Below are 21,505 nucleotides of genomic sequence, written 5' to 3'. Positions count from 1 at the left end.
TATGTCTGTTGATAGCAGAACATTTCTTCCAAGGTAAAAATTTCGGGCCGGCAAAGAAACCGGCCCTTTTCCATATCAGGCGTTCTGAACCCGGAGTTTGAAGTCTTCGGGAGCAACCATGGTCACCTTCACTTTTGATGTGATCAGGGAAACCAGCTTATCGGTCAGAATCATGTTGTTAACTGACTCACGGGCATCGGGTTTTGAATAAGCCCGACGCAACGATTCCACTGGAATTTTATCCTGCTCAGAGACCTTTTTCAGGTAGGCTGTAAAATCGTCTTCAGTCACAGCCAGATTCTCTTTTTCGATGAGGTTTTGCTTGATCAGATACCATTTGGCGCTGCGCTCAGCCAGAGGTTTATTCTGGGCGCGGTAACTGTTTTCATCGAAATCGGCAGGAAGTTTATGATCCTTTTGCTGATGGGCCACTTCGTGAATGAAGTTTTCGAGAAAGGCCTCAACCAGTGTTTCGGGAATTTCCATTTCAGCAAGTCCGACCAGTTCATCCATGATGGAATCCTGCAGACTGGTTTCACTGCGCCGGGCAAACCGCCGGGCAATGCCTTCCTTCAGGTTCTCACGAAACGCATCGACCGTCTGGAACTGACCTTTTGTATAGTCTTTTACAAAATCATCAGTCAGATCGGCCTTTTTAAGGGCAGTGACATTCTGAATGGTAACCTGCACCGGACGCCCGCTTTCGGTACCATCAAGCATCGTCAGCGCAACGGAATCTCCTTTGGATTTGCCGATGAGCTTTTGTTTGTCCGATTCAGAAAACTCTTCTGACCGCATGCTGAAGAATTTGGGATTCAGCTTATGTCCGGAAGGCTTTCCGTCGGCACCCAGTTCTTCCACTTCGAGGGTTGCAAAGTCTTCAGATTCAAAGGCTTTGGCCGCATCATGTTCAAAGGAACCAGAAATTTTGCGGATGTAATCCAGTTCATTATCCACATCGGCTTCATTGATATCGGGAGAGATCTGCTTCACCGATAATTTTTTATAATCGGGCAATTTAATCTCGGGCTGAACGTCATAGGCCACCGTGAATTTCAGGGGCTGCCCCGGGTTAAAATCGATGGAAGTCATCACCGGACGGGCCACCGGCTTCAGACCTTTTTCATCAAATGCCTTCTGAAAAAACTTCTGGGCAATTTTTTCGATCTCCTGATACTGGATCGACACGCCATACATTTTTTCAATCATGGCCATGGGGACTTTCCCCGGCCGGAATCCGGGCATGGTCGCCTTCTGCTGATAGCGGCGGTAAGCCTCGGAAAAGTGAGGGGTCAGTTCATCGGTTGAGACCTCGACATGGAGTTCTTTTCTGACTTTTGTAACATCAACAATGGTTGATTGCATGGATGGTTCTTTCATCGTTTTAAAACAAAAAAACGGAACAGGGTTCCGTTTCCGTTGGTTCCACCGGTTTCCCGGCAGATATGTTGTACGCGAGGAGGGACTTGAACCCCCACGGGTTACCCCACCAGATCCTAAGTCTGGCGCGTCTGCCAATTTCGCCACTCGCGCGTTAAGTCAAACGGAACCTTAAATATCAGATTTCTCCGTTTTAAAAGCAAAAACGGAATATCATCAAACCCGTCAGACGCGGGTCATGGAAGCCAGTTTGCTGATGGTGTTCTTCAGATCGGCCCGGGGAACAATGAGGTCGAGAAAACCATGTTCCTGCACAAATTCAGAGGTTTGAAAGCCGGGAGGGAGATCCTTGCCGATGGTTTGCCTGATGACACGCGGACCTGCAAAACCGATTAGAGCACCGGGCTCTGCAATATTAAAATCGCCCAGCATGGCAAACGAGGCGGTAACCCCGCCGGTGGTCGGATCGGTCAGAACCGAGAAGTAAGGCAGACGTGCTTCGGCAAGAAGTGTCAGTTTGGCAGAGGTTTTGGCCATCTGCATCAGAGAAAAAGTGGCTTCCATCATCCGGGCGCCACCCGATTTGGATATCATCACAAACGGACATTTCAGTTGTAGAGCTTTATCGATGCCGCGGGCAATTTTTTCGCCCATTACCGAACCCATCGATCCGCCAATGAAGCCGAAATCCATACAGGCAATCACGATGGCATTGCCATTCATGGTTCCAGAGGCATAGCGGCAGGCATCGTGCAATCCGGTCTTTTTGATGGTGGCCTTGATTCGGTCGGTGTACCGCTTGGTATCAACAAAACCCAGCGGATCTTCCGAGATCATATTGGCATCATACTCGGTGAAATCGTTGTTATCGAACAGGATTTCAAAGTAAATTTCCGAGCCAATCCGGAAATGGTGTCCGCATTTGAAGCATACATACAGGTTATCGACCAGCTGACGTTTATACAGCATGGTTCCGCAGCTGTCACATTTGCTCCATAACCCATCGGGTGAATCCTTCTTTTCAGATTCAGCCGTAATCCCTGCTTCTTTCCGTTTAAACCAGGCCATAGTTTCTCCTAAATCAACGACGGATTTCCGGAAATCCGCGCAACAAAATCCTTGATGTAAACCGGTTCGGTGACAAATACGTCATCCGATTCACCCTTTGCCAACCGGCGTCCAGCCAGAATACCCACCGAAACCGCCAGTCTGCCCGCATCCGGGTATGTTTTCCAGCTTTCTATCCGAACTCCTTCCCGTACCGGAATCTGGTCACTTTCGACCATCCAGACCCGGGTGCCGGACCGTTCCGACAACCAGGCATCCAGGGACTGACAGGCCAGTCGGCCATCCGGATGGCGACCGTACCAATCTCCCTGGCGGGCATCAATCAGACATCCAATTTCAGCGATCGCGGGGTCAGACGCAAGCCGGTGTTCCCATGCCTGAAAAGTTGGAACCACCAGAAAAGGGCAGTTCCACCCCAAAGCAAGGCCCTTTGCCACAGAAAACCCGATACGCAGACCAGTGAATGAACCGGGACCTCCGCAGACCGCCACGGCATCGGGACGGGTGACGCCAGTCCCGGAAAGGATCTTAACTATTGCTGGCATGAGCTGTTCACTGTGACCGTTGGGAATCCAGTCGGACCATGCAGCCCTTTCCTGCTCACCCTCGGTCAGGGCCACTCCGGCCATGGCAGAAAAGGTATCAATTGAAAGAATCATCCTGGCTCCGACAATGAAATGGTTCTGGGTTCATCACCGGTTCCGGTCAGATGAATCCGGTAATGAACGGCGGGCAGCACCTCGGGACACTTTTCGGCCCACTCGATCAGCTTGATTCCCGGAAGCAGCCAGTATTCCTCAATTCCGATGTCCCATAATTCTCTTACATCATCAATCCGGTAAAAATCGAAATGATAAACGGGGACTTGGCCTTCATAGGCATTTACAATGGAAAAGGTCGGAGAGCTGACCTGACTGCCCTGAATACCAAAGACGGATACCAGCCCGTTAATCAGGGTGGTCTTTCCCGAGCCCAGGTCACCGGTCAGGGCCACGACCGATCCCGTGTTCAGTTTTTCACCGATGGCTTTACCGATGGATCGGGTCTCTTCAGCCGATGACGAGGTCCAGGAGTGCATACAATATTAACGTAGTCTGGGTGACAGAACCGACACGGGAACAATCATTTCTTCCATGGAAAGTCCGCCATGCTGGAACGTGTCGCGGAACTGGTTCTGGTATTGGTTGTAATTATTCGGATACAGCAGAACGGCATCCTGCTTGGCAATCATGTAATTGGTGTTACCGCTGTATTTCGGAAGTCTGAAATCGTTCGGATTCCGGATAATCAGAATATCCTTGGGATCGCCATTGAGGTTCCTTCCGTACTTATACCGCAGATTGGTGCTGGTTTCACGGTCTGCGTTCACCCGGGTTCCCCGAGTACAACGGACACAGCCATGATCGCTGGTCACAACCACTTTCACTCCGGCTTTCGACAGATTAATCAGAAGGTCTTTCAGAAAGGAATGATCGAACCAACTGTTCGACAGCGACCGGTAGGCCTGTTCATCGGGTGCCAGTTCCTTCAGAATACCCATTTCGCTGCGGGCATGGGAGATCATGTCGACAAAATTGATCACCACCGCTGTCAGATCCTGCCGGATAAGATTTCCAAAGGATTGCTCCAGCCCTTTAGAATCGGCCTGGGTATTGATTTTAAAATAGCGCGGATCCTGACTTAAGGATGTCCGGTTACGCGCAAAAAAGGCTTTCAGTAGCTCAGCCTCGTAGGCATTCAATGACTCTTCACTATCCACCGAATACGTCCACAGATCAGGATACCGGTTTTCGATTTCAGAGGGGAACAGTCCCGAAAAAAGTGAGTTACGGGAATATGGAGTGGCAGTGGGTAAAATGCTGAAGTAATAACGTGTATCTGCTGTGAAGTAATCGGTCAGTCTTGCTTCAAATTCCATCCACTGATCGGAACGCAGGCAATCGATCACAATATAAAAGACCGGTTGTTTCGATTTCAGTTCAGGAACCAGAACCTGCTGCAGGATATCCACACTCAGAAGCGGACGTTCCCCCGGTTTTGCGTTCACCCAGCCCCGGTACTGGTCTTCGACAAAACGGATAAAGCGAAGGTTGGCCTGTCGTTTCTGGTCGGTAAGCATCTGCCTGATGCTGTCATCCTGCACGGATGCCATGGCCAATTCCCACCTGGTCAAAGAGGTAAAGACTTCTATCCAGTCATCGGCAGAGGAAGCCAGGTCGATATCCTGATTGAGCCGGTTGGAGGACTGCAGATAGTCCCTGCTGGTGATTTCATGGGTGATCCGGCTGTTATCAAGGCTCTTTTTAATGGTCATCAGAATCTGGTTCGGATTCACCGGTTTGATCAGAAAGTCGGTGATCTGGCGGCCAATGGCTTCTTCCATGAGCGATTCGGCTTCGCTTTTGGTGATCATGACCACCGGAAGGAACGGTTTACGCTTTTTCAATTCACCCAGCGTTTCGAGTCCGCCCATTCCGGGCATGTTTTCGTCGAGAAAGACCAGATCATAAGATCGCTGGTCGACCAGTTTCAGAGCATCTGCTCCGCTGGCGACGGCATCAACCAGATATCCTCGTGATTTCAGAAAGGTAAGATGAGCGGTCAGATTTTCGATTTCGTCATCGACCCAAAGCAGGGTGGCCACCGGTTTTTCCATGTTCAGTCTCCGTTAAGTAAAACGATAGCCAGTGACAATAAAATCCTCCCCAAAAAGGTTGAATGTAATCTGCACCTTGCCGATTTTCAATGTTCTTTGTTGTTTAACCGGCAGGCTCTATCTTGACAAGACAGACGGGCAGCACCGGGTTTCAGTTGCTGGTGTACAACAATCAAATCCGGAAAAAAATTGCATCCGCTGCCGGCAGCACTCAACTTTTACAGGTATCCGATGAGCTATTCCCTGTCCCAACTGGTCTTTGAACTCAGTCATCATCTGAATGGTGAACTTTCCGAACTTCAGGGAAACTTCCTGATGCGAATTCCCATGCCCGACGGGGAAATTCAGGAAGTCATTTTTATCCAGATCGAAAATCAGAACAAGGAAGTCATTCTGAAATATTTCAGCATTGCAGGTCCGGTTGAACCTACCGCCCAACTTCTTGAATTCCTGCTGAGGAACAATCTTGGAATGGATTATGGCGGGTTTTCACTCATGCAACTGAACAACGCCGAAAACCTGGTAATTTACGAATCAAGAGCCATGGAAACGGCCAAACCGGCCGAAATGGTAACTGCTGTGGCTTACGTCGCCAAACTTGCCCATGAAGCCAAAAAACGTCTGAGGTCTGGTCTTGCCCCACTGTAATCACCGACGTCTGACGGTGTTGGGTCTGCTTTTGGTACCAGGTCTGATTGCTGCATCGGTTCCCGACTCACTGCGGACAGCCTCCATGTCAACCATTCCCTCCGTCCGGCAGGAAGCCGTTTTTCAGAATCAGGCATCCGACAGCAGCCGGTTTTATTTTCCTTTCCGCGATCTGACGTGTCTGCAGGCCCTGGTACGGCCCGGGTACCATTTCTCGGGTTACGGTCCGTCTGTCAAGTCATCCTTTTTTACCGATGGATTACTGCCGGGGGATCAGGGTCTTGTGCTGAACGGGTTCGATCTGCGTGATCCGGTAACCGGGTGGTTACACCCTTCCGCATTGTTCATCAGTGCCATTGATGGCTTGCAATGGGGTCCGTCTGCTTTTTCCACAGCAGCTGCCTCCTGGGAACTGAGCCAATCCATCACACAGCCCGATGTTCCGCTTTCGAAGGTCTTTTTCCACCAGGGTTATGATCGGTTATCGGTTTTTCAGGGGCAGTTTACAGCCCGGGTGACAGGTCCGACCACCATTCAGGCCGGTTTCGGCCGCACCATTTTTGATGGTCCGTTTAAGTCGGACATCGGATTTAATCCGGTACTTCCCGGCTCTTCCGACCAGTATCAGTACCTGTTCCAGATTCGACACCAACTTACCGAAGGGTCGACCCTCCGGGCCTGGTTTAACGGATCCAAAATCCGGAATGGCAACTATGGTGGGGTCGATGATTCCCTGGTTGCAACAGGTCAGAGCTCGGCCTACAATCCCATCGATGCCGTGCTGGTCTCTCCCGATAAGTATTCCCGGACCACCACAACCCTGATGGGGGCCGACTGGACTCACCGCGATACCCTGGCGGGTCAGGTTTTCTCGTTTTTTGGTCGGCTGGCCTATCAGCGTCACGGGTACAAATCCCGTGGTCCGGCAGATGAATACAACGACCAGACGCATTGGACGGGATGGGATGTTGAACTTACCCGTTTCCGGACCGGACTGGAAGCCTTGCCGGGTGGATTTCCCGTTCAGATCTGGACCGGAGTAGAAACCACCAGCCGGCCTGGATCCACTTTTATCCCGGCATTTTCCTCGATGACCCGGTTTCCGGGCGGGTTGTCTGCGCACACCCCATCCGGTCTTTTCCGGTTTTCGGCTGGTGTGACAACCGGCGACCTGAAAGATGCTGCTGACTGGCGGACTTTCTGGGCAAGCGCCCGGATGTCGGTACTCAATCATACCCTTTCACTCAATGTTTCGGATAGCCGTGAACCGCTTCCCATTCTGGATCAGGTCTTACTGACAGGTTTTGCTGATGGAAAGGCGATCAAATCCATACGCATGATGAGTGCATCCTGGGCATCAGGAAACGAAACCGGAGAGTACTCCGTTTCTGTGAGTTACCTGCAGCGAAACAGTCCAGGTCCGGAATGGACCACCGGGCGGGTGCAGCCCGATTCCATTGTCTACTATTTTTCCTCGCAGTCAAAGGCCCGTTATCTCGCCGGAGGGGCCCGGTTTCTGCAACGGTTTGGGTGGTTTGAAACCGATGGGGATGCTGCTTTCCATTCGGACCATCGCCTGCCGGCCTGGCAGACCCGTCTCGGAGCGGCCGTGAATCTGCTGCTTTTCAGAGACCATCTTTATCTCAAAGCCGGATTGGAAGGGTACCTACGTCCTGAGAGCTCACGGCTTTACCCCGATACCCGTTTTAATCAGATTTTTTTCACAGGAGGAAACACACCAGCCCACAAACAGGTGAATGTGTTTCTTCGCGGGAAGGTCAATGATATTCTCTTCTGGTGGCAATGGGAAAATGTCACCAATGAACCAGGGTATCTGTATGACGGATTTCCAATTCCGGTATCGGTATTCAGTCTGGGTCTGACCTGGTGGTTATGGAACTGAGTTTACGGATTTTCCTGATGGGTTTGCTGGTTGCCGGCTGTTCTAAACCCGCCCCACAAACCGGAGAAACGATCACCGACGAGGTGGGAAGAACCCTTCAGGTGACCATTCCTGCAAAGCGGATTGTATCGATGGCACCCAGTATCACAGAAATTCTGTTTGCCATTGGTGCCGGTAAGCAGGTTGTTGGAGTCACTGATTTCTGCAATTTCCCGGCCGGAGCTGATTCACTGCCCACCATCGGCGGTCTGACCACCCCCTCTGCAGAACAATTGTTGCTTCTGACCCCCGACTTGGTCGTTGCCACTGCAGACGGAAACCCCAGACAGCTGGCTGACCGTCTTGGCAATGCTGGAGTTCCCTTCTACACCACGCACCCGGTTTCCATCGTCAGCCTGTATGACGGCATTTCCAGATTGGGATATCTGACCGGACATGTCCGTGAGGCCGATTCGCTGATTGCTTCCATGATCTCAATCATTGGCAAACAACCCGATCGGGTACAGCCACCCACGGCCTTTGTGGTCATTGGCACCGACCCGCTTATGTCGGTTTCTTCCGGTTCTTATCTGGATGATGTCCTGATGCTTTCCGGTCTGAAGAACCATTCAGCCGGACTTGCGGTCCGGTATCCTGTGATCAACCCGGAAAGTCTGATTCTGAATCCGCCCGATTACATCCTGATTCCTACCGGGTCAACCACCATGCCCGATCCTCATTTGCCGGAATCCATTCTACAGTTGAACCGCCCGGTGATCCGTGTGGATGCTGATTCCTTTTACCGTCCCGGTCCCAGGCTGGCCACGGTCATCGCAGACATCCGCCGGCAGGTCAGGCTGTGACCACTTTTCATCCTCTCCGGTTTGCTGCTCATTTAACCGGCTGGATGGTGGCTCTGATCATCCTCTCTCTCGCTTCCGTCCTGATCCAACCGGGATCAGCTTCTCTTACTGAATGGATTTCCTGGTTCCGGACCGGTGAACCCGAGTCATTGGGACTGATCTGGACCGAATTCAGACTGCCACGGCTGATTGCGGCAGGAATGACCGGCGGGGCACTTGCCGTGTCGGGGTTAATTCTGCAACTCATGCTCAGAAATCCTTTGGCAGAACCTTACATTCTGGGCATCAGTTCAGGCGCTTCACTGGGTGCTATTCTTCCCCTTCTGCTGGGTGTTCATCTGTATTTCATTCAGGCTGGGGGCGCTTTTCTGGGTGCCGTAATCGTCAGTGCGGTGGTATTCAGAATTGGCTACCGCTTTGGTGTGCTCGATACCGGCCGGTTGCTTTTGGGTGGGGTCATGATGTCGGCCCTTCTGTCTGCTGTTATTTTTCTGGCCCTGCATCTGACCGGCGACAGTCTCCGAATCGCCATCACCTGGCTGATGGGAAATCTGAGTCTTTCCGATCCGCAGCTGGTCTGGCCCTTGTTTCCCGTTATCCTGTTTTTACTGGCTGTGCTGATCCGGTATGCCTGGTCATTTAACCTGTTGCTCACCGGAGAAGCCGTGGCCCGTCAGTCGGGTGTACCCGTTGAACGGCTGAAAAGGGTGGCCTATCTTTGCGTTTCGGCCATGACCGGACTGTGTGTGGCAACCAGCGGAATCATTGGCTTCACCGGACTGGTGGTTCCGCACATCCTGCGGATATTTTATGGCAACGATCACCGGTATCTGATTCCGGTTTCCTTTCTGGCCGGTGCCATTTTTCTGATTCTGTCCGATTGGATAGCCAGAAGTCTCCTCTATCCGTCCGAATTACCGGTCGGAGCCATCACGGCCCTGATTGGTGCACCCTATTTTATCTATCTTCTGATTAAAAAAACCTGATGAGTTTCCGCCTGGACCATGTCAGTTTCCGGTACCCTGATCACCAGTTTCTGACACTGGATGCGCTGAATTTTTCCATCGAACCCGGTTCTTTTGTGTCGGTGATCGGACCCAATGGAAGCGGCAAATCCACGTTACTGAAATTGCTGGCTGGTATCCATCCGCCCGCAATGGGATCCATCTGGTATCACGATCGTTCTTTCCATACCATGCGCCCGGAAGAACGCGCCACCCATATCGCTTATGTTCCCCAGCAACACCCGTTGCTTTTCACCATGACGGTGACCGAACTGGTTGCCACCGGACGTGCACCCTATCTGAACTGGTGGGGTCAGCAGACAGCCGCGGACCTTCAGGCCATGGATGAAGCCATGAATCTGGCCGATATCCATCATTTGAAACCATTGCCTGTCGATCAGCTTTCCGGCGGGGAACAACAACGTGTCTGGATAGCCCGGGCCCTTGCCCAACAATCGGAAACCATTCTTCTGGATGAACCAACGGCTCACCTCGACATCCGGCATCAGATTGATGTCTACCAGTTGCTGAAAAAATTACAGACCCACAGTGGCCGGACCATTGTCACTGCCTGTCATGACCTGAACCTGGCGGCCCGGTTCAGCAGCCACATTCTTGTTCTGGTCTGTGGCCGGCCGTTCCGCTTCGGAACGGTTGCCGACACCCTGACTCCCTCTGTCATCCGGGATGCCTTTCAGGTGAACACCCACATTGAATCAACCCTTGCCGGTATCCGGATTGACCTGATTCCGGATCCGGCAGATCCATAAACCATGACTGACCCAGAAAAGGAGAACCCATCACCATGAATGTATTTGAACTGATGTCGCAAAGGGACCACGAACAGGTTGTTTTCTGTTCGGATACCCGCACCGGACTGAAGGCCATTATTGCCATTCACAACACCACACTCGGACCTGCTCTCGGGGGAACCCGGATGTGGAAATATGAAAACGATGCCGCTGCCCTGAACGATGTGCTGAGACTTTCCCGCGGAATGACTTACAAAGCCGCCGCTGCCGGCCTGAATCTGGGCGGAGGAAAAGCAGTCATTATCGGAAATCCGAAAACCGACAAGAATGAAGCCCTGTTCCGCAATTTTGGAAGGTTTGTAGAAGGACTGGCCGGTCGCTATATCACCGCAGAAGACGTTGGAACCGAAACCCGTGACATGGAATGGGTGCGGATGGAAACGAAATATGTTACCGGAATCTCTCGCAATCTGGGCGGAAGCGGTGATCCTTCACCAGTAACCGCCCTTGGCGTGTTTATGGGCCTGAAAGCCACCGTCCGCGATTTGTACGGAACCGATGTGCTCGCCGGAAAATCGGTCGCGGTTCAGGGTGCCGGACATGTGGGATACTATCTGATCGGACACCTGAAAAAGGAAGGTTGCAAGGTCTATGTGACCGATATCGACGAAGAACGGGTAGGTAAGGCTGTTCGTGATCATGGTGCCATTGCTGTGACCACCGACGAAATCTATGACCTGCCGGTCGATGTGTATTCACCCTGCGCACTGGGTGCAACGGTAAATGACGACACCATCCCACGGCTGAAAGCAAAGATCATTGCCGGTGCAGCCAACAATCAGCTGGCCGATGAAGAAAAGCACGGACATGAACTGATCCGCCGCGGAATTCTTTATGCACCCGACTTTGTGATCAATGCAGGCGGACTGATCAACGTGGCCAACGAACTGGAAGGATACAACCAGGAACGGGCACTCACCCAGGCGGAGGGTATTTATGACCTGATGCTGAAGATTTACAACATTGCCCGCGAAAACAAGATCCCAACATACGAAGCAGCCAATCTCTACGCCGAAAAACGCCTTGAGCTGATTGGCCGTGTGAAGGGCATTTACGCCAGCCGAAGTGAATTTTCAGGCCGTCTTGGCGAAATGGGACGCCACCACTGAAAATAAAACGAAACGCCCGGACCATTTTATCCGGGCGTTGTATCCTTTAACTTTGCACCCATGGAAAAAAAACCTTCAATGAGCCGGCGGGAACTCAGGGCCAAAGTCATGCAGGCGCTCTATGCCAATGAAATGTCGGGTGACCCGATCGCCCACCTTCGCTCCACCATTCTGCCCGAAGTGGAAGACGACTCCCCCGAATACACCTATGCCTCCCGGATGCTCAACCGTCTGATCGGAGACCCGTCAGAAGTCACGGCCCTGCTTGAATCGCATCTGAAAAACTGGGACCGTGAACGGGTGGCCGTTATCGACCGGATTCTGATCCAGATGGGGATCGCCGAGTTTCTGTTCTTCCCCGATATTCCTCCCAAGGTAACCATCAATGAAATGATCGAAATTGCCAAAGAATACAGCACCGAAAAAAGCGGACTGTTCGTCAATGGCATACTGGATGCTATCAGAAATGATCTGGTGACCGAAGGCCGTATCAATAAAACCGGACGGGGTCTCGTCAATTCGTAATGCTTAGTCTGTCTTCCCTCCCTGCAGATAATACCTATGCCATCGGAGATATCCATGGATGCAGTGATACCCTGAAGGCTCTGATTGGTCAATTGCCGTTGAATGATCAGTCAGTCCTGATTTTTCTGGGAGATTATGTGGATCGGGGCCCCGATTCACGCGGAGTGATTGACTACCTGATTGACCTTTCTGGCCGCCAGACCTGCTACTTCCTGCGCGGAAATCATGAAGACATGATGCTGCACGCCATGGAAACCGGCAATGTGACCAACTGGCTGATGAACGGTGCCAAAGAAACCCTGATGAGTTATGGTGCCACCACGCTGGGCAGCCTTCGGTTACCCGATTCTCACCTGTCATTTCTTAAAAACACCCTTTATTACATCGATACACCCGGCTTTTTATTTGTTCATGCTGGCGCCAATCCCGATCAATCATTGGCCGATTCCATCAGAAACCGACGATTTGAGGACTTTATCTGGAGTCGATCTCACCTGCGCGCCCGCAAGCTGAAGTGGGAAAAAACCATGGTTTGCGGTCACACCCCCCATGATCAGGCCATCCTGACAGACAAACTGATCCTCATCGACACCGGCTGCGTTTACAAAACTCCGAAATTCGCCCGTGACATGGGTATCCTGACCGCCATTCAGCTCCCCTCACGCAAACTGTTCCAGACCGACTACTGCGAGTCATTCGATGTCCTCTAAAAAAGGGGCCATCAGCTGGGCATTGTACGACTGGGCCAACAGCGCCTTTGCCACCACCGTGATTGCCGGATTCTTTCCTATTTTTTTTAAGGATTACTGGAGCCGGAACTCCCCCGCCGAAACATCCACTTTCTGGCTGGGCCTTTCCATTTCAGCCGCTGGTCTGATGGTTGCCGTTTTTTCACCCGTCCTGGGATCGCTGGCCGATATGAGTGGTCGCAGGAAGGAATTTCTTGCCTTTTTTGCCATGGTTGGCGCGTTACTCACCGGTGCTCTTCATTTTATTCCTGCCGGGGATTGGCCTGCTGCAGCCGCCGTTTACACCCTGAGCACCGTCTGTTTCCTCAGTGCCAATGTGTTTTATGATGCCTTGCTGCTGAACGTCAGCACGCCGGGCAATGTCGACCGGATTTCCAGCTTTGGTTATGCCCTCGGGTATGCGGGTGGCGGACTGCTCTTTCTGGTCAATGTCCTGATGGTTCAGCAACCCGCCTGGTTCGGACTGGCCGGTCCGGCCGAAGCCGTGCAATGGTCGTTTCTGATGGTGGCTGTCTGGTGGATTGCCTTTACTCTGCCGCTGATTTTACGGGTACCTGAACCTTTCGACCTGTCAGTTGCCTCCCGGAAAATCGTCCTGCGCGCCGGTTTCCATGAGTACCTCGTAACGCTGAAATCCATGATCCGTAACCGGAACATGGCGCTTTTTCTTCTCGCCTATTGGCTTTACATCGACGGAGTTGATACGGTCATTTCCATGGCGGTCGACTTTGGAAAATCCATCGGAATCGGTAATTCCGATCTGATCACCTCCCTGCTGATTGTTCAGTTTGTCGGTTTCCCCTTTGCCCTGTTGTTCGGCTGGCTGGGTCAGAAACTGGGACCACGACCCATGATCATGGTCTGTATTGTGGTGTACATCGGTGTGTCGGTGGGGGCCTCCGTCATGACGGCATCCCCGCTGATGGTGGGTGATATCGCCATCAGTCAGTTTATGATTCTTGCCTTTGCAGTTGCGTTGGTTCAGGGAGGCATTCAGGCACTCAGCCGGTCCTTTTTCAGCCGGATGGTTCCGCCGTATCACTCTGCTGAGTATTATGGCTTTTTCAACATGATTGGAAAATTTGCCGCCATTATCGGACCGGTTCTGATGGGATTCATTGGCGTGGTTACCGGCAATCCCCGATTCGGAATTCTATCGGTGGCCATCCTGTTCATCGCCGGAGCCCTGCTTCTCATGAGGGTTAAAACCACCGAATAACCAACCGATTTTTATTTTCTGAATCTTTTTTCCACTTTTATGATATGACTATGTTGCGTTGGGTCCTGACCTCAAAAATCCAGAAAGCAGTGGTAACCGAAGCCAATCTGGCTTACGTTGGCAGCATTACCATCGATGAAGATCTGATCGAAAAAGCCGGTTTGTGGCCTGGTGAGCGCGTTCTGGTCGTCAGCAACACCTCGGGTTCCCGCCTCGAAACCTATGTGATTAAGGGTGAACGGGGATCGGGCGCCATTCACATGAATGGTGCAGCCGCTCACCTTATCAAACGGGGCGAAGAACTCATCATCATGGGTTTTTCTCTGACCGATCAACCCCAGACTCCAAAAAACATCCTCGTCGACAGCCATAACCGGTTTGTCCGTTACATCGAAGAGCTGGAAAGAATGGAGCTGCCTGACTCGCCGTTCGACCGGTAGTCTGCAAAATTCTGGTGATTGGTGATGGGTGATTGGTAATGGGAAAAAACCGGACCCTGAGGTGAAAGTTTACCCCGATGAAGTCGGGGAAGGGTTGGTGTTTTTCCAGGGACGAGTGACAAGAAAAAATTATTGAGTGGTGATGGAAAAACCAGAACCCCGAGTTGATCGAAGGGACAAGGGATTTTCCGGCTGAAATTCAATTGACCCTTACCCCTTCCCTCTCCGGCAAAGAGAGTGAGATTCCGTATTCTGAATTCTGAATTCTGAATTCTGAATTCTGAATTCTGAATTCTGAATTCCGTATTCTGACTCCTGACTCCTGTCTCCTATCCCCTGTCTCCTGCATTTAATACTTCTGTAAAGAAACAACTGACAGCGCCGGTATGGCAGGCAATACCTCCGGCAGGATCCACTTCGGCCAGCAGGACATCCGAGTCACAATCCACCGATATCCTGATAACCTTCTGTACATGTCCCGAAGTGGCTCCCTTGTGCCAGAGCTCCTGACGTGACCGGGACCAGAACCACATTTCCCTGGTTGAAACCGTCTTTTGCCAGGCTGATTCATTCATCCAGGCCATCATGAGAACCTGCTTTGTGGAAAAATCCTGCACAATGACCGGCATTAATCCATCGGGAGTTCTTTTAAAGTCTGACCAGTTCAACCGACCCTCCTTACCGGGATGCCCCGGTCGTGCAACCAGTTTTTCAGATCGGCTATTTCCAGTTCCCTGAAGTGAAACAAGGAGGCAGCCAAAGCAGCATCGGCTTTTCCAATGGTAAATGCATCATAAAAATGGTCGGGTTTTCCTGCCCCGCCCGAGGCAATAACCGGGACCTGAACCTGGGAGGAAATACGGGCAAGCAGTTCGTTGTCATACCCCGACTTACTGCCATCGCGGTCCATCGAAGTGATTAAAAGCTCTCCGGCACCCCGTCTGACACCATCCAGCGCCCATTGAACGGCATCCAGCCCAGTGGCTTTCCGGCCGCCATGTGTGTATACTTCCCAGGAATCTGAACCCGTTCGTCTGGCATCAATTGCGAGAACCACACATTGTGATCCGAACCGTTCAGCGCCTGCCGAAATCAGGTCCGGGGTGGCAATGGCTGAAGAATTGACCGAGACCTTATCGGCGCCGGAATCCAGCATGGCTTTCATATCATCCACCGTGCGGATTCCGCCTCCCACTGTCAGCGGTATAAAAACCTCGGCAGCCGTTTTTTCAATCACCGAATACATGCTTCGGCGATTGTCGCTGGTTGCGGTGATATCGAGGAAAACCAATTCATCGGCACCCGCCGCATTGTAAACACGGGCTTGTTCAACCGGGTCTCCGGCATCGACCAGATTCACAAACTGAATGCCTTTAACCACCCGGCCGTCATGGACATCAAGGCAGGGAATGATTCGACGGGTCAGCATTCAGTTTCCGGAACAGCGTTTGAAATCGTGTTCGGTGAACACCTTGATTTCCTGTTCAACATGCAGGTCCTTTTCACATTCCCGCCAGAGGGATTGGCAGGGAAACCGGTTTTCATACAAGGCTTTGCCCACAATGACAGAGTCGACTCCGAACGGAGTCAGTTCTTTCAGTGCGATCAGATCTTTAAATCCGGAAACTCCCCCGCTGGCTGTGACTTTCAGTCCGGATTTCACCGCCATGTTTTTGGTGGCTTCCAGATTGGGTCCCTGCAGCATGCCGTCCTTTGAAATGTCGGTAAAAACGACCCGTTCCAGGCCCATCGACTTCATTTCACAGGCCAGGTCGACTGCATCACGGGCCGAGGTTTCTGTCCATCCCTTAATGGCAACTTTGCCATTACTTGCATCGATTCCAACCACCACGCACCGCTTTCCGAATTCGGAAACAGCCTGCCTGACGAGTTCAGGATTTTTCACAGCTGCCGTTCCGATGATCACGCGGCAAACCCCGATGGACAGGTAAGAACGGATATCTTCCAGAGTCCGGATCCCTCCACCGACCTGAACGGGAATGTCAATTCCCTTCACGATCTGTTCAATAACAGATAAATTTTCACGGGACCCCGACAGGGCACCATCCAGATCAACCAGATGAATAATTTTCGCGTTTTCAATCCGCCACAATTGCGCGGTTTTTACCGGATCAGAAAAATAGACGGTCTCATCTTCGAACCGTCCCTGCTGCAACCGCACGCACTGGCCACCCTTGATATCGATGGCCGGTATTACCAACATGATTTATAAGTCTCCGAAATTTTTCAGTAACGTCAGTCCGGTTGTTGAACTTTTTTCGGGATGGAATTGCATTCCAACCACCCGATCTTTGATCAGAACCGATGAATAGTCACCGTAGTAATCGGTCGTGGCAGCCGTGCCATCACCGACCGGTGCATAATAACTGTGTACAAAGTAAACGTAATCTCCCGGCAAAGCATTCCGGAACAGCGGGTGATGCGGATCAACCGGATGAAGGGTATTCCATCCCATCTGAGGGACCTTGGGGCAACCGGTAAAACTGGTAACTTCCAGATTAAAATATCCCAGACCCGGAAACCAGCCGAATTCATGGCTGCCGCTGCAAAGCAACTGCATTCCCAGGCAGATTCCCAACAGCGGGCGGCCGGCGGCCGTATGCTCATGAATCAGGTCTGTCAGACCAAGTGAGTTCAGTTTTTTCATGGCGGGCTGAAAAGCACCCACGCCGGGCAGCAGCAGTCGGTCTGCCCTGGAAATAAGAGTCCGGTCGGCGGTAAACGTCACCGTATAACCCACATGATTCAGGGCGTTCAGTACACTCCGGATGTTGCCGATTCCGTAATCGATGACTGTAATGGATTTCATAAAAGCGCTTACAACCAAAGGTAGACCACCCGGCCATCAATCTCAAGAAAACGGATTTTCCCGCCGGATCTGGTTTATATTTTCATGGAATCCCTTTACTTTCGGGCCTTTCTGAATGAAAGGACCTGCCGGATGCCTGCACCAACCCAACTTCACGACCGCCTGAATGCCATCGCCCGTTCGCTGGAATCTGATTCCGCCGGATTGGCCCTGATAGGTCTGGGATCGGTCGGCGCTGAAACCGACCGGATGGATGCTTACTCGGATCTGGATTTTTTTGCCATTGTATCTCCGGGAAATAAACAGCGTTACATCCAGAATCTGGATTGGCTCTCACGGATCAATCCCATTGCCTACTGCTTTCTGAATTCAGCCGATGGATACAAGTTGCTGTTTGAGGATGGCATTTTCTGTGAGTTCGCCGTTTTTGAGGAGCATGAACTGGCCTCGATTCCGTTTGCAGAAGGGCGCATCATCTGGAAACGGGACTGGATTTCCGATTCGATCGGGGTTCCCCACCGGCCAACACCCCAGCCCTCCGGCTCACCCGTGGACTGGCTGGTTGGCGAGGCCATTACCAATCTGTATGTCGGCTTATGCCGTTACCGGCGGGGAGAGAAACTTTCAGCCATGCGGTTTATTCAATGGTATGCCGTGGACCGTCTGCTTGATCTTGCGGGACGGATTGAATCCGTTCAACCGGGTTATCCCGATTTCTTCTCTCCGGATCGCCGTTTCGAATTCCGGTTTCCAGGCCTGGCGGAAAAGCTGGGGTCCTTCTGCCAGGGTTACGACCGGTCACCCGAGTCGGCGCTGGCCTACCTGACTTTTCTTGAGCAGCACTTTCCGGTCAATCCGGCCATGGCAGCCGAGATCAGAAAACTGGCCCGCTAAGCTGCAAACAGGTTCCGGTCCAGGGACCGGTATTGAATGGCTTCGGACAAATGTTGCGGACGGATGGAGTCACTACCATCCAGATCCGCAATGGTCCGGCTGACCTTCAGAATGCGGTCATAGGCTCTCGCTGAAAGTCCCAGCCGGTCCATCGCTGTTTTAAGCAATTGCTGGCACGACTCATCCAGCCGGCAGAATTTCCGGATATCCTGAGGTTTCATTTGTGCATTGCAGTACAATCCGGACCCCTGAAAACGGTCTGTCTGGATTTCGCGTGACCTGATCACCCGGCTTCTGATCATTCCGGATGGTTCACCCGGTGACCTGGAACTGAGTTCTCTGTATCCAACCGCAGCCACTTCCACATGAATATCAATCCGGTCCATCAGCGGACCAGAAATCTTCGACATGTACTTCTGAATTTGCGGTGACTGGCAGGTACAGGCATGAGCCGGATCGGTGTAATACCCGCACGGACAGGGATTCATGGAGGCAACCAGCATAAACCGGGCAGGATAGTCCACCGTCAGGGCAGCCCGTGAAATGGTCACACGTCCATCCTCGAGGGGTTGCCGCATCACCTCGAGCACATTTCTGGCAAACTCGGGAAGTTCATCCAGAAACAGAACCCCATTATGGGAAAGGGATATTTCACCCGGTCTCGGGTTGTGACCTCCGCCAACCAGGGCCACATCGGATACCGTGTGATGCGGTGACCGGAATGGCCGGGTGGCAAGCAAACCGGTACGTCCCGGCAACATGCCGGCTACGGAATGGATTTTGGTACACTCCAGTGCTTCATTCAACGACAGGGGTGGTAAAATCGATGGAATCCGTCTGGCGAGCATGGTTTTACCACTGCCGGGAGGTCCGACCATGATAATATTGTGTCCACCAGAGGCGGCCACCTCCAATGCCCGTTTGACGTTTTCCTGTCCTTTCACATCCGAAAAATCATCATGATAGACAGACCCTTGTGAGAAGAGTTCATCCATATCCACCTGATAGGGCGGTACAGAATCGGGTTCTGCCAATACCTGAACCGCTTCCTGAAGAGTTGCAACCGGTATAACCGACAATCCGGAAACCACCGCTGCTTCCAGTGCATTCTCGGCCGGAAGAATCAGCCGGCGGAAACCCTGAGAACCGGCCGCATAGGCAATGGGAAGACTTCCCTTCACAGGTCGTAGCCGCCCTTCCAGAGACAGTTCCCCGATGATCAGCGTATCCCGCAGTGATTCAGCCGGAAATTTACCGAAAGCAGCCAGAACACCCAGTGCGATGGGAAGATCAAAAGCCGATCCTTCCTTACGGATATCAGCCGGGGCCAGATTGATGGTGATTCGCTTGGGTGGCAGGTTATATCCTGAATTCCGGATGGCACCAGCCACCCGTTCCCTGCTTTCGCGCACAGCCGAATCGGGCAATCCGACCATGACAAAACCGGGCATGGCCCCTTCAAGATTACATTCCACTTCAACAATAAACGCGTCCACGCCCAGCGTGGCCGCTGAAAATGCCTGTGAAACCATACGTTCCTCAATATTGTGTCGGGATCAGTGACGAATTAAAGATACTTTATTCTTCTGAAAGACAAAACAGAAACAAGGAAGGAAATGATTGGGATGGGCATAAAAAAACCCGGGTTTACCAGCAGATCGGGATACCTGCCTTCAACCCGGGCTCACAAACAGGAGGAAGCCGCTTAAACCAGATAAAGCAACCCGAAACTGAAGCCAATCAGCATGACGGCCAGAATCAGATCACGAATTTCCTGTCTTGACATAAACACCTCTACCCTTTAAAAAAATCTTATTACAAAGGTACGGCAGATTTGTGAACCCAGGATTAATGCAAATCACAAAATCAGCATTTCATTCAGGTCAAAACAGAATTATATTAAGTGGAAGCGGTTGTATATTTAGAATAAGTTTAGTAAGTAAGTTATTTCAGCGGTTTTCTTAAGTTTTTGCTTCCCGCTTCAGTAGCTTCTGCCAATGACGGATGGTTTGCTTTACCCGGTCAGGATGGGGAGAACCAATGGTCTTTTTGCGTGAAAGTGCGGTGGAAATGCGCACAACCGGCAACACCTCGGTGTTGAAAACCGGGTGGATGGATGTCCAGTCGGCAAGGGTCAGATCGCTGAGCCGGCAGGAACGTTTCTCGCACAGGCGAACCACTTCACCGACCACATGATGGGCCTCCCGGAAAGGGATGCCTTTCAGCACCAGCCAGTCTGCCACATCGGTTGCCAGTGAAAAATCGCCATCCAGTTCTCCTGTAAAACGATCCTGATTGACTTCCATGGTGCCAATCATGAGCGACATGATCGCCAGACTGTCCTGAACGGTGTCCATGGCATGAAAAAGCACAGCCTTGTCTTCCTGAAGGTCCCGGTTGTAACTAAGTGGCAATCCTTTCAGCAAGGTTTGCAACTGAACATATCCGGCCGTCAGACCTCCGGTCTTGCCGCGGATCAGTTCGGCCATATCCGGATTTTTTTTCTGCGGCATCAGGGAAGAGCCGGTGGTAACCCTGTCAGAAAGCCGGATAAACCGCCATTCACTTCCCGACCAGAGAATTAACTCCTCTGACAGACGGCTCAGGTGCATCATGGTCATCGCGGCAGCATGAACTGCATCGAGGAAAAAATCGCGGTTAGAAACGGTATCCAGAGCATTGGCCGTCGGACGGGCAAATCCGAGCAACCCGGCCGTGATGTCACGATCAAGCGGAAGTGTGGATCCAGCCAAAGCCCCGGCTCCCAACGGACAGTCGGTCAGAGCACCGGCCACCGATTCCCAACGCAGCCGGTCCCTGTGAAGCATCTCCACATAGGCCAGCAGGTGGAAGGCCAGGCTGACTGGCTGCGCCCTTTGAAGATGGGTATAGCCAGGCATCAGCGTTCCTGCATGCCGGTCCGCCTGCTCGACCAAGGCCTCCTTTAAAGTCCAAATCAGGGTAAGAACCTGTGGCAGCTGTTTCCTGAGCCAGAGGACCACATCGGTGATGACCTGATCATTGCGGCTGCGACCGGTATGCAATTTACCAGCTGGGGTTCCAATCAGATCGGTCAGACGAGACTCTACCGCTGAGTGGATATCTTCGAACCGTGACGCATCGGGAAACCAGGTTTTCGCCCGGCTTTCCGACAGTATGGTCACCAATCCGTCGATGATCGCACTTTTTTCATCTGCAGTGACCAGACCAACCTGCTCGAGCATGGTCACGTGTGCAATCGATCCCTCGATATCTTCCTCGATCAGCCTGCTGTCGACTGCAAGGGAAGAAGAAAACCGCAATGCGGCCGAATCGAGTCCTTCTTCAAAACGGCCACCCCACAATTTCATCGTCTCCGGCTCCTTTTTTGTTCCAGGTTGCTGTTTTTACGAAGATACCCGACCCGGCCGTAAATGTCTGCCACAC

At 52.0% G+C, this 21,505-nt stretch carries 22 protein-coding genes and 1 tRNA gene; 11 read left to right on the top strand and 12 right to left on the bottom strand.

The window, feature by feature from the left end; genetic code table 11:
• Nucleotides 1-75: 75 nt before the first annotated feature.
• From tig to HUU10_09220, 6 genes are all read right to left on the bottom strand, one after another.
• On the bottom strand, nucleotides 76-1,365 hold the full coding sequence (gene tig, locus HUU10_09245) for a trigger factor (protein NUQ81780.1): 1,290 nt from the start codon (nucleotides 1,363-1,365) through the stop codon (nucleotides 76-78).
• An 86-nt stretch (nucleotides 1,366-1,451) separates the two neighbouring features.
• Nucleotides 1,452-1,533, bottom strand: a tRNA-Leu gene (locus tag HUU10_09240).
• Between the two features lie 72 nt (nucleotides 1,534-1,605).
• Complete coding sequence (locus tag HUU10_09235) at nucleotides 1,606-2,448, bottom strand: acetyl-CoA carboxylase carboxyltransferase subunit beta (protein ID NUQ81779.1); 843 nt, start codon at nucleotides 2,446-2,448, stop codon at nucleotides 1,606-1,608.
• Nucleotides 2,449-2,456: 8 nt separating this feature from the next.
• Nucleotides 2,457-3,107 (bottom strand): tRNA (adenosine(37)-N6)-threonylcarbamoyltransferase complex dimerization subunit type 1 TsaB, encoded by a 651-nt coding sequence (gene tsaB / locus HUU10_09230; protein ID NUQ81778.1) that lies wholly within the window; start codon nucleotides 3,105-3,107, stop codon nucleotides 2,457-2,459.
• The gene (gene tsaE, locus HUU10_09225) at nucleotides 3,104-3,526 is read right to left on the bottom strand and encodes a tRNA (adenosine(37)-N6)-threonylcarbamoyltransferase complex ATPase subunit type 1 TsaE (protein NUQ81777.1); all 423 of its coding nucleotides are present in this window, start codon (nucleotides 3,524-3,526) and stop codon (nucleotides 3,104-3,106) included. The genes tsaB and tsaE overlap by 4 nt, the downstream gene beginning before the upstream one ends.
• A gap of 6 nt (nucleotides 3,527-3,532) precedes the next feature.
• On the bottom strand, nucleotides 3,533-5,104 hold the full coding sequence (locus HUU10_09220) for a bifunctional response regulator/alkaline phosphatase family protein (GenBank protein NUQ81776.1): 1,572 nt from the start codon (nucleotides 5,102-5,104) through the stop codon (nucleotides 3,533-3,535).
• Nucleotides 5,105-5,335: 231 nt separating this feature from the next.
• Here HUU10_09220 and HUU10_09215 point away from each other — a divergent pair, with 231 nt between their 5' ends.
• From HUU10_09215 to HUU10_09170, 10 genes are all read left to right on the top strand, one after another.
• Complete coding sequence (locus HUU10_09215) at nucleotides 5,336-5,752, top strand: hypothetical protein (GenBank protein ID NUQ81775.1); 417 nt, start codon at nucleotides 5,336-5,338, stop codon at nucleotides 5,750-5,752.
• 16 nt (nucleotides 5,753-5,768) lie between these two features.
• A complete protein-coding gene (locus HUU10_09210) occupies nucleotides 5,769-7,655 on the top strand; it encodes a hypothetical protein (protein ID NUQ81774.1) in 1,887 nt (628 codons plus the stop codon).
• Entirely contained in the window at nucleotides 7,646-8,497 is an 852-nt protein-coding gene (locus HUU10_09205; GenBank protein NUQ81773.1) for an ABC transporter substrate-binding protein, read from the top strand. The genes HUU10_09210 and HUU10_09205 overlap by 10 nt, the downstream gene beginning before the upstream one ends.
• A complete protein-coding gene (locus tag HUU10_09200) occupies nucleotides 8,494-9,483 on the top strand; it encodes an iron ABC transporter permease (GenBank protein NUQ81772.1) in 990 nt (329 codons plus the stop codon). Before HUU10_09205 ends, HUU10_09200 begins: the two co-directional genes overlap by 4 nt.
• Nucleotides 9,483-10,271 carry an ABC transporter ATP-binding protein gene (locus HUU10_09195; GenBank protein NUQ81771.1) on the top strand — a complete coding sequence of 263 codons (789 nt, stop codon included), beginning with the start codon at nucleotides 9,483-9,485 and terminating at the stop codon, nucleotides 10,269-10,271. Before HUU10_09200 ends, HUU10_09195 begins: the two co-directional genes overlap by 1 nt.
• A 35-nt stretch (nucleotides 10,272-10,306) precedes the next feature.
• Nucleotides 10,307-11,422, top strand: a complete 1,116-nt coding sequence (locus tag HUU10_09190; GenBank protein ID NUQ81770.1) for a Glu/Leu/Phe/Val dehydrogenase — start codon at nucleotides 10,307-10,309, stop codon at nucleotides 11,420-11,422.
• A 78-nt stretch (nucleotides 11,423-11,500) separates the two neighbouring features.
• Entirely contained in the window at nucleotides 11,501-11,947 is a 447-nt protein-coding gene (gene nusB, locus HUU10_09185; protein ID NUQ81769.1) for a transcription antitermination factor NusB, read from the top strand.
• Nucleotides 11,947-12,657 carry a serine/threonine protein phosphatase gene (locus HUU10_09180; protein NUQ81768.1) on the top strand — a complete coding sequence of 237 codons (711 nt, stop codon included), beginning with the start codon at nucleotides 11,947-11,949 and terminating at the stop codon, nucleotides 12,655-12,657. The genes nusB and HUU10_09180 overlap by 1 nt, the downstream gene beginning before the upstream one ends.
• Complete coding sequence (locus HUU10_09175; protein NUQ81767.1) at nucleotides 12,647-13,915, top strand: MFS transporter; 1,269 nt, start codon at nucleotides 12,647-12,649, stop codon at nucleotides 13,913-13,915. Before HUU10_09180 ends, HUU10_09175 begins: the two co-directional genes overlap by 11 nt.
• 53 nt (nucleotides 13,916-13,968) lie before the next feature.
• Complete coding sequence (locus tag HUU10_09170; protein NUQ81766.1) at nucleotides 13,969-14,355, top strand: aspartate 1-decarboxylase; 387 nt, start codon at nucleotides 13,969-13,971, stop codon at nucleotides 14,353-14,355.
• A gap of 329 nt (nucleotides 14,356-14,684) precedes the next feature.
• On the opposite strand, the gene hisI is transcribed toward HUU10_09170, so the two are convergent.
• From hisI to hisH, 4 genes are read right to left on the bottom strand one after another with little or no spacing between them, the layout of a single operon-like run.
• Nucleotides 14,685-14,984, bottom strand: a complete 300-nt coding sequence (hisI, locus tag HUU10_09165; GenBank protein NUQ81765.1) for a phosphoribosyl-AMP cyclohydrolase — start codon at nucleotides 14,982-14,984, stop codon at nucleotides 14,685-14,687.
• A 35-nt stretch (nucleotides 14,985-15,019) separates the two neighbouring features.
• Nucleotides 15,020-15,784 carry an imidazole glycerol phosphate synthase subunit HisF gene (gene hisF / locus HUU10_09160; GenBank protein ID NUQ81764.1) on the bottom strand — a complete coding sequence of 255 codons (765 nt, stop codon included), beginning with the start codon at nucleotides 15,782-15,784 and terminating at the stop codon, nucleotides 15,020-15,022.
• Complete coding sequence (gene hisA, locus HUU10_09155) at nucleotides 15,785-16,579, bottom strand: 1-(5-phosphoribosyl)-5-[(5-phosphoribosylamino)methylideneamino]imidazole-4-carboxamide isomerase (protein ID NUQ81763.1); 795 nt, start codon at nucleotides 16,577-16,579, stop codon at nucleotides 15,785-15,787.
• 3 nt (nucleotides 16,580-16,582) lie between these two features.
• On the bottom strand, nucleotides 16,583-17,185 hold the full coding sequence (hisH, locus tag HUU10_09150; protein ID NUQ81762.1) for an imidazole glycerol phosphate synthase subunit HisH: 603 nt from the start codon (nucleotides 17,183-17,185) through the stop codon (nucleotides 16,583-16,585).
• Nucleotides 17,186-17,269: 84 nt separating this feature from the next.
• Between hisH and HUU10_09145 the strand changes: the two genes are divergently transcribed.
• The gene (locus tag HUU10_09145) at nucleotides 17,270-18,079 is read left to right on the top strand and encodes a hypothetical protein (GenBank protein ID NUQ81761.1); all 810 of its coding nucleotides are present in this window, start codon (nucleotides 17,270-17,272) and stop codon (nucleotides 18,077-18,079) included.
• Here HUU10_09145 and HUU10_09140 read toward each other — a convergent pair.
• Together HUU10_09140 and argH are read right to left on the bottom strand one after the other, a co-directional pair.
• The gene (locus tag HUU10_09140) at nucleotides 18,076-19,611 is read right to left on the bottom strand and encodes a YifB family Mg chelatase-like AAA ATPase (GenBank protein NUQ81760.1); all 1,536 of its coding nucleotides are present in this window, start codon (nucleotides 19,609-19,611) and stop codon (nucleotides 18,076-18,078) included. The two genes, HUU10_09145 and HUU10_09140, sit on opposite strands and share 4 nt — an antisense overlap.
• A gap of 429 nt (nucleotides 19,612-20,040) precedes the next feature.
• Nucleotides 20,041-21,429, bottom strand: coding sequence for an argininosuccinate lyase (argH, locus tag HUU10_09135; GenBank protein ID NUQ81759.1), 1,389 nt, complete (start codon nucleotides 21,427-21,429; stop codon nucleotides 20,041-20,043).
• Between the last annotated feature and the right edge of the window lie 76 nt (nucleotides 21,430-21,505).

It is taken from the genome of Bacteroidota bacterium, assembly GCA_013360915.1.
Taxonomy (GTDB): Bacteria; Bacteroidota; JABWAT01; order JABWAT01; family JABWAT01; genus JABWAT01.
The sequence above is the reverse complement of the archived record's forward strand: the minus strand, read 5'-3'. Positions and strand labels throughout refer to the sequence as shown.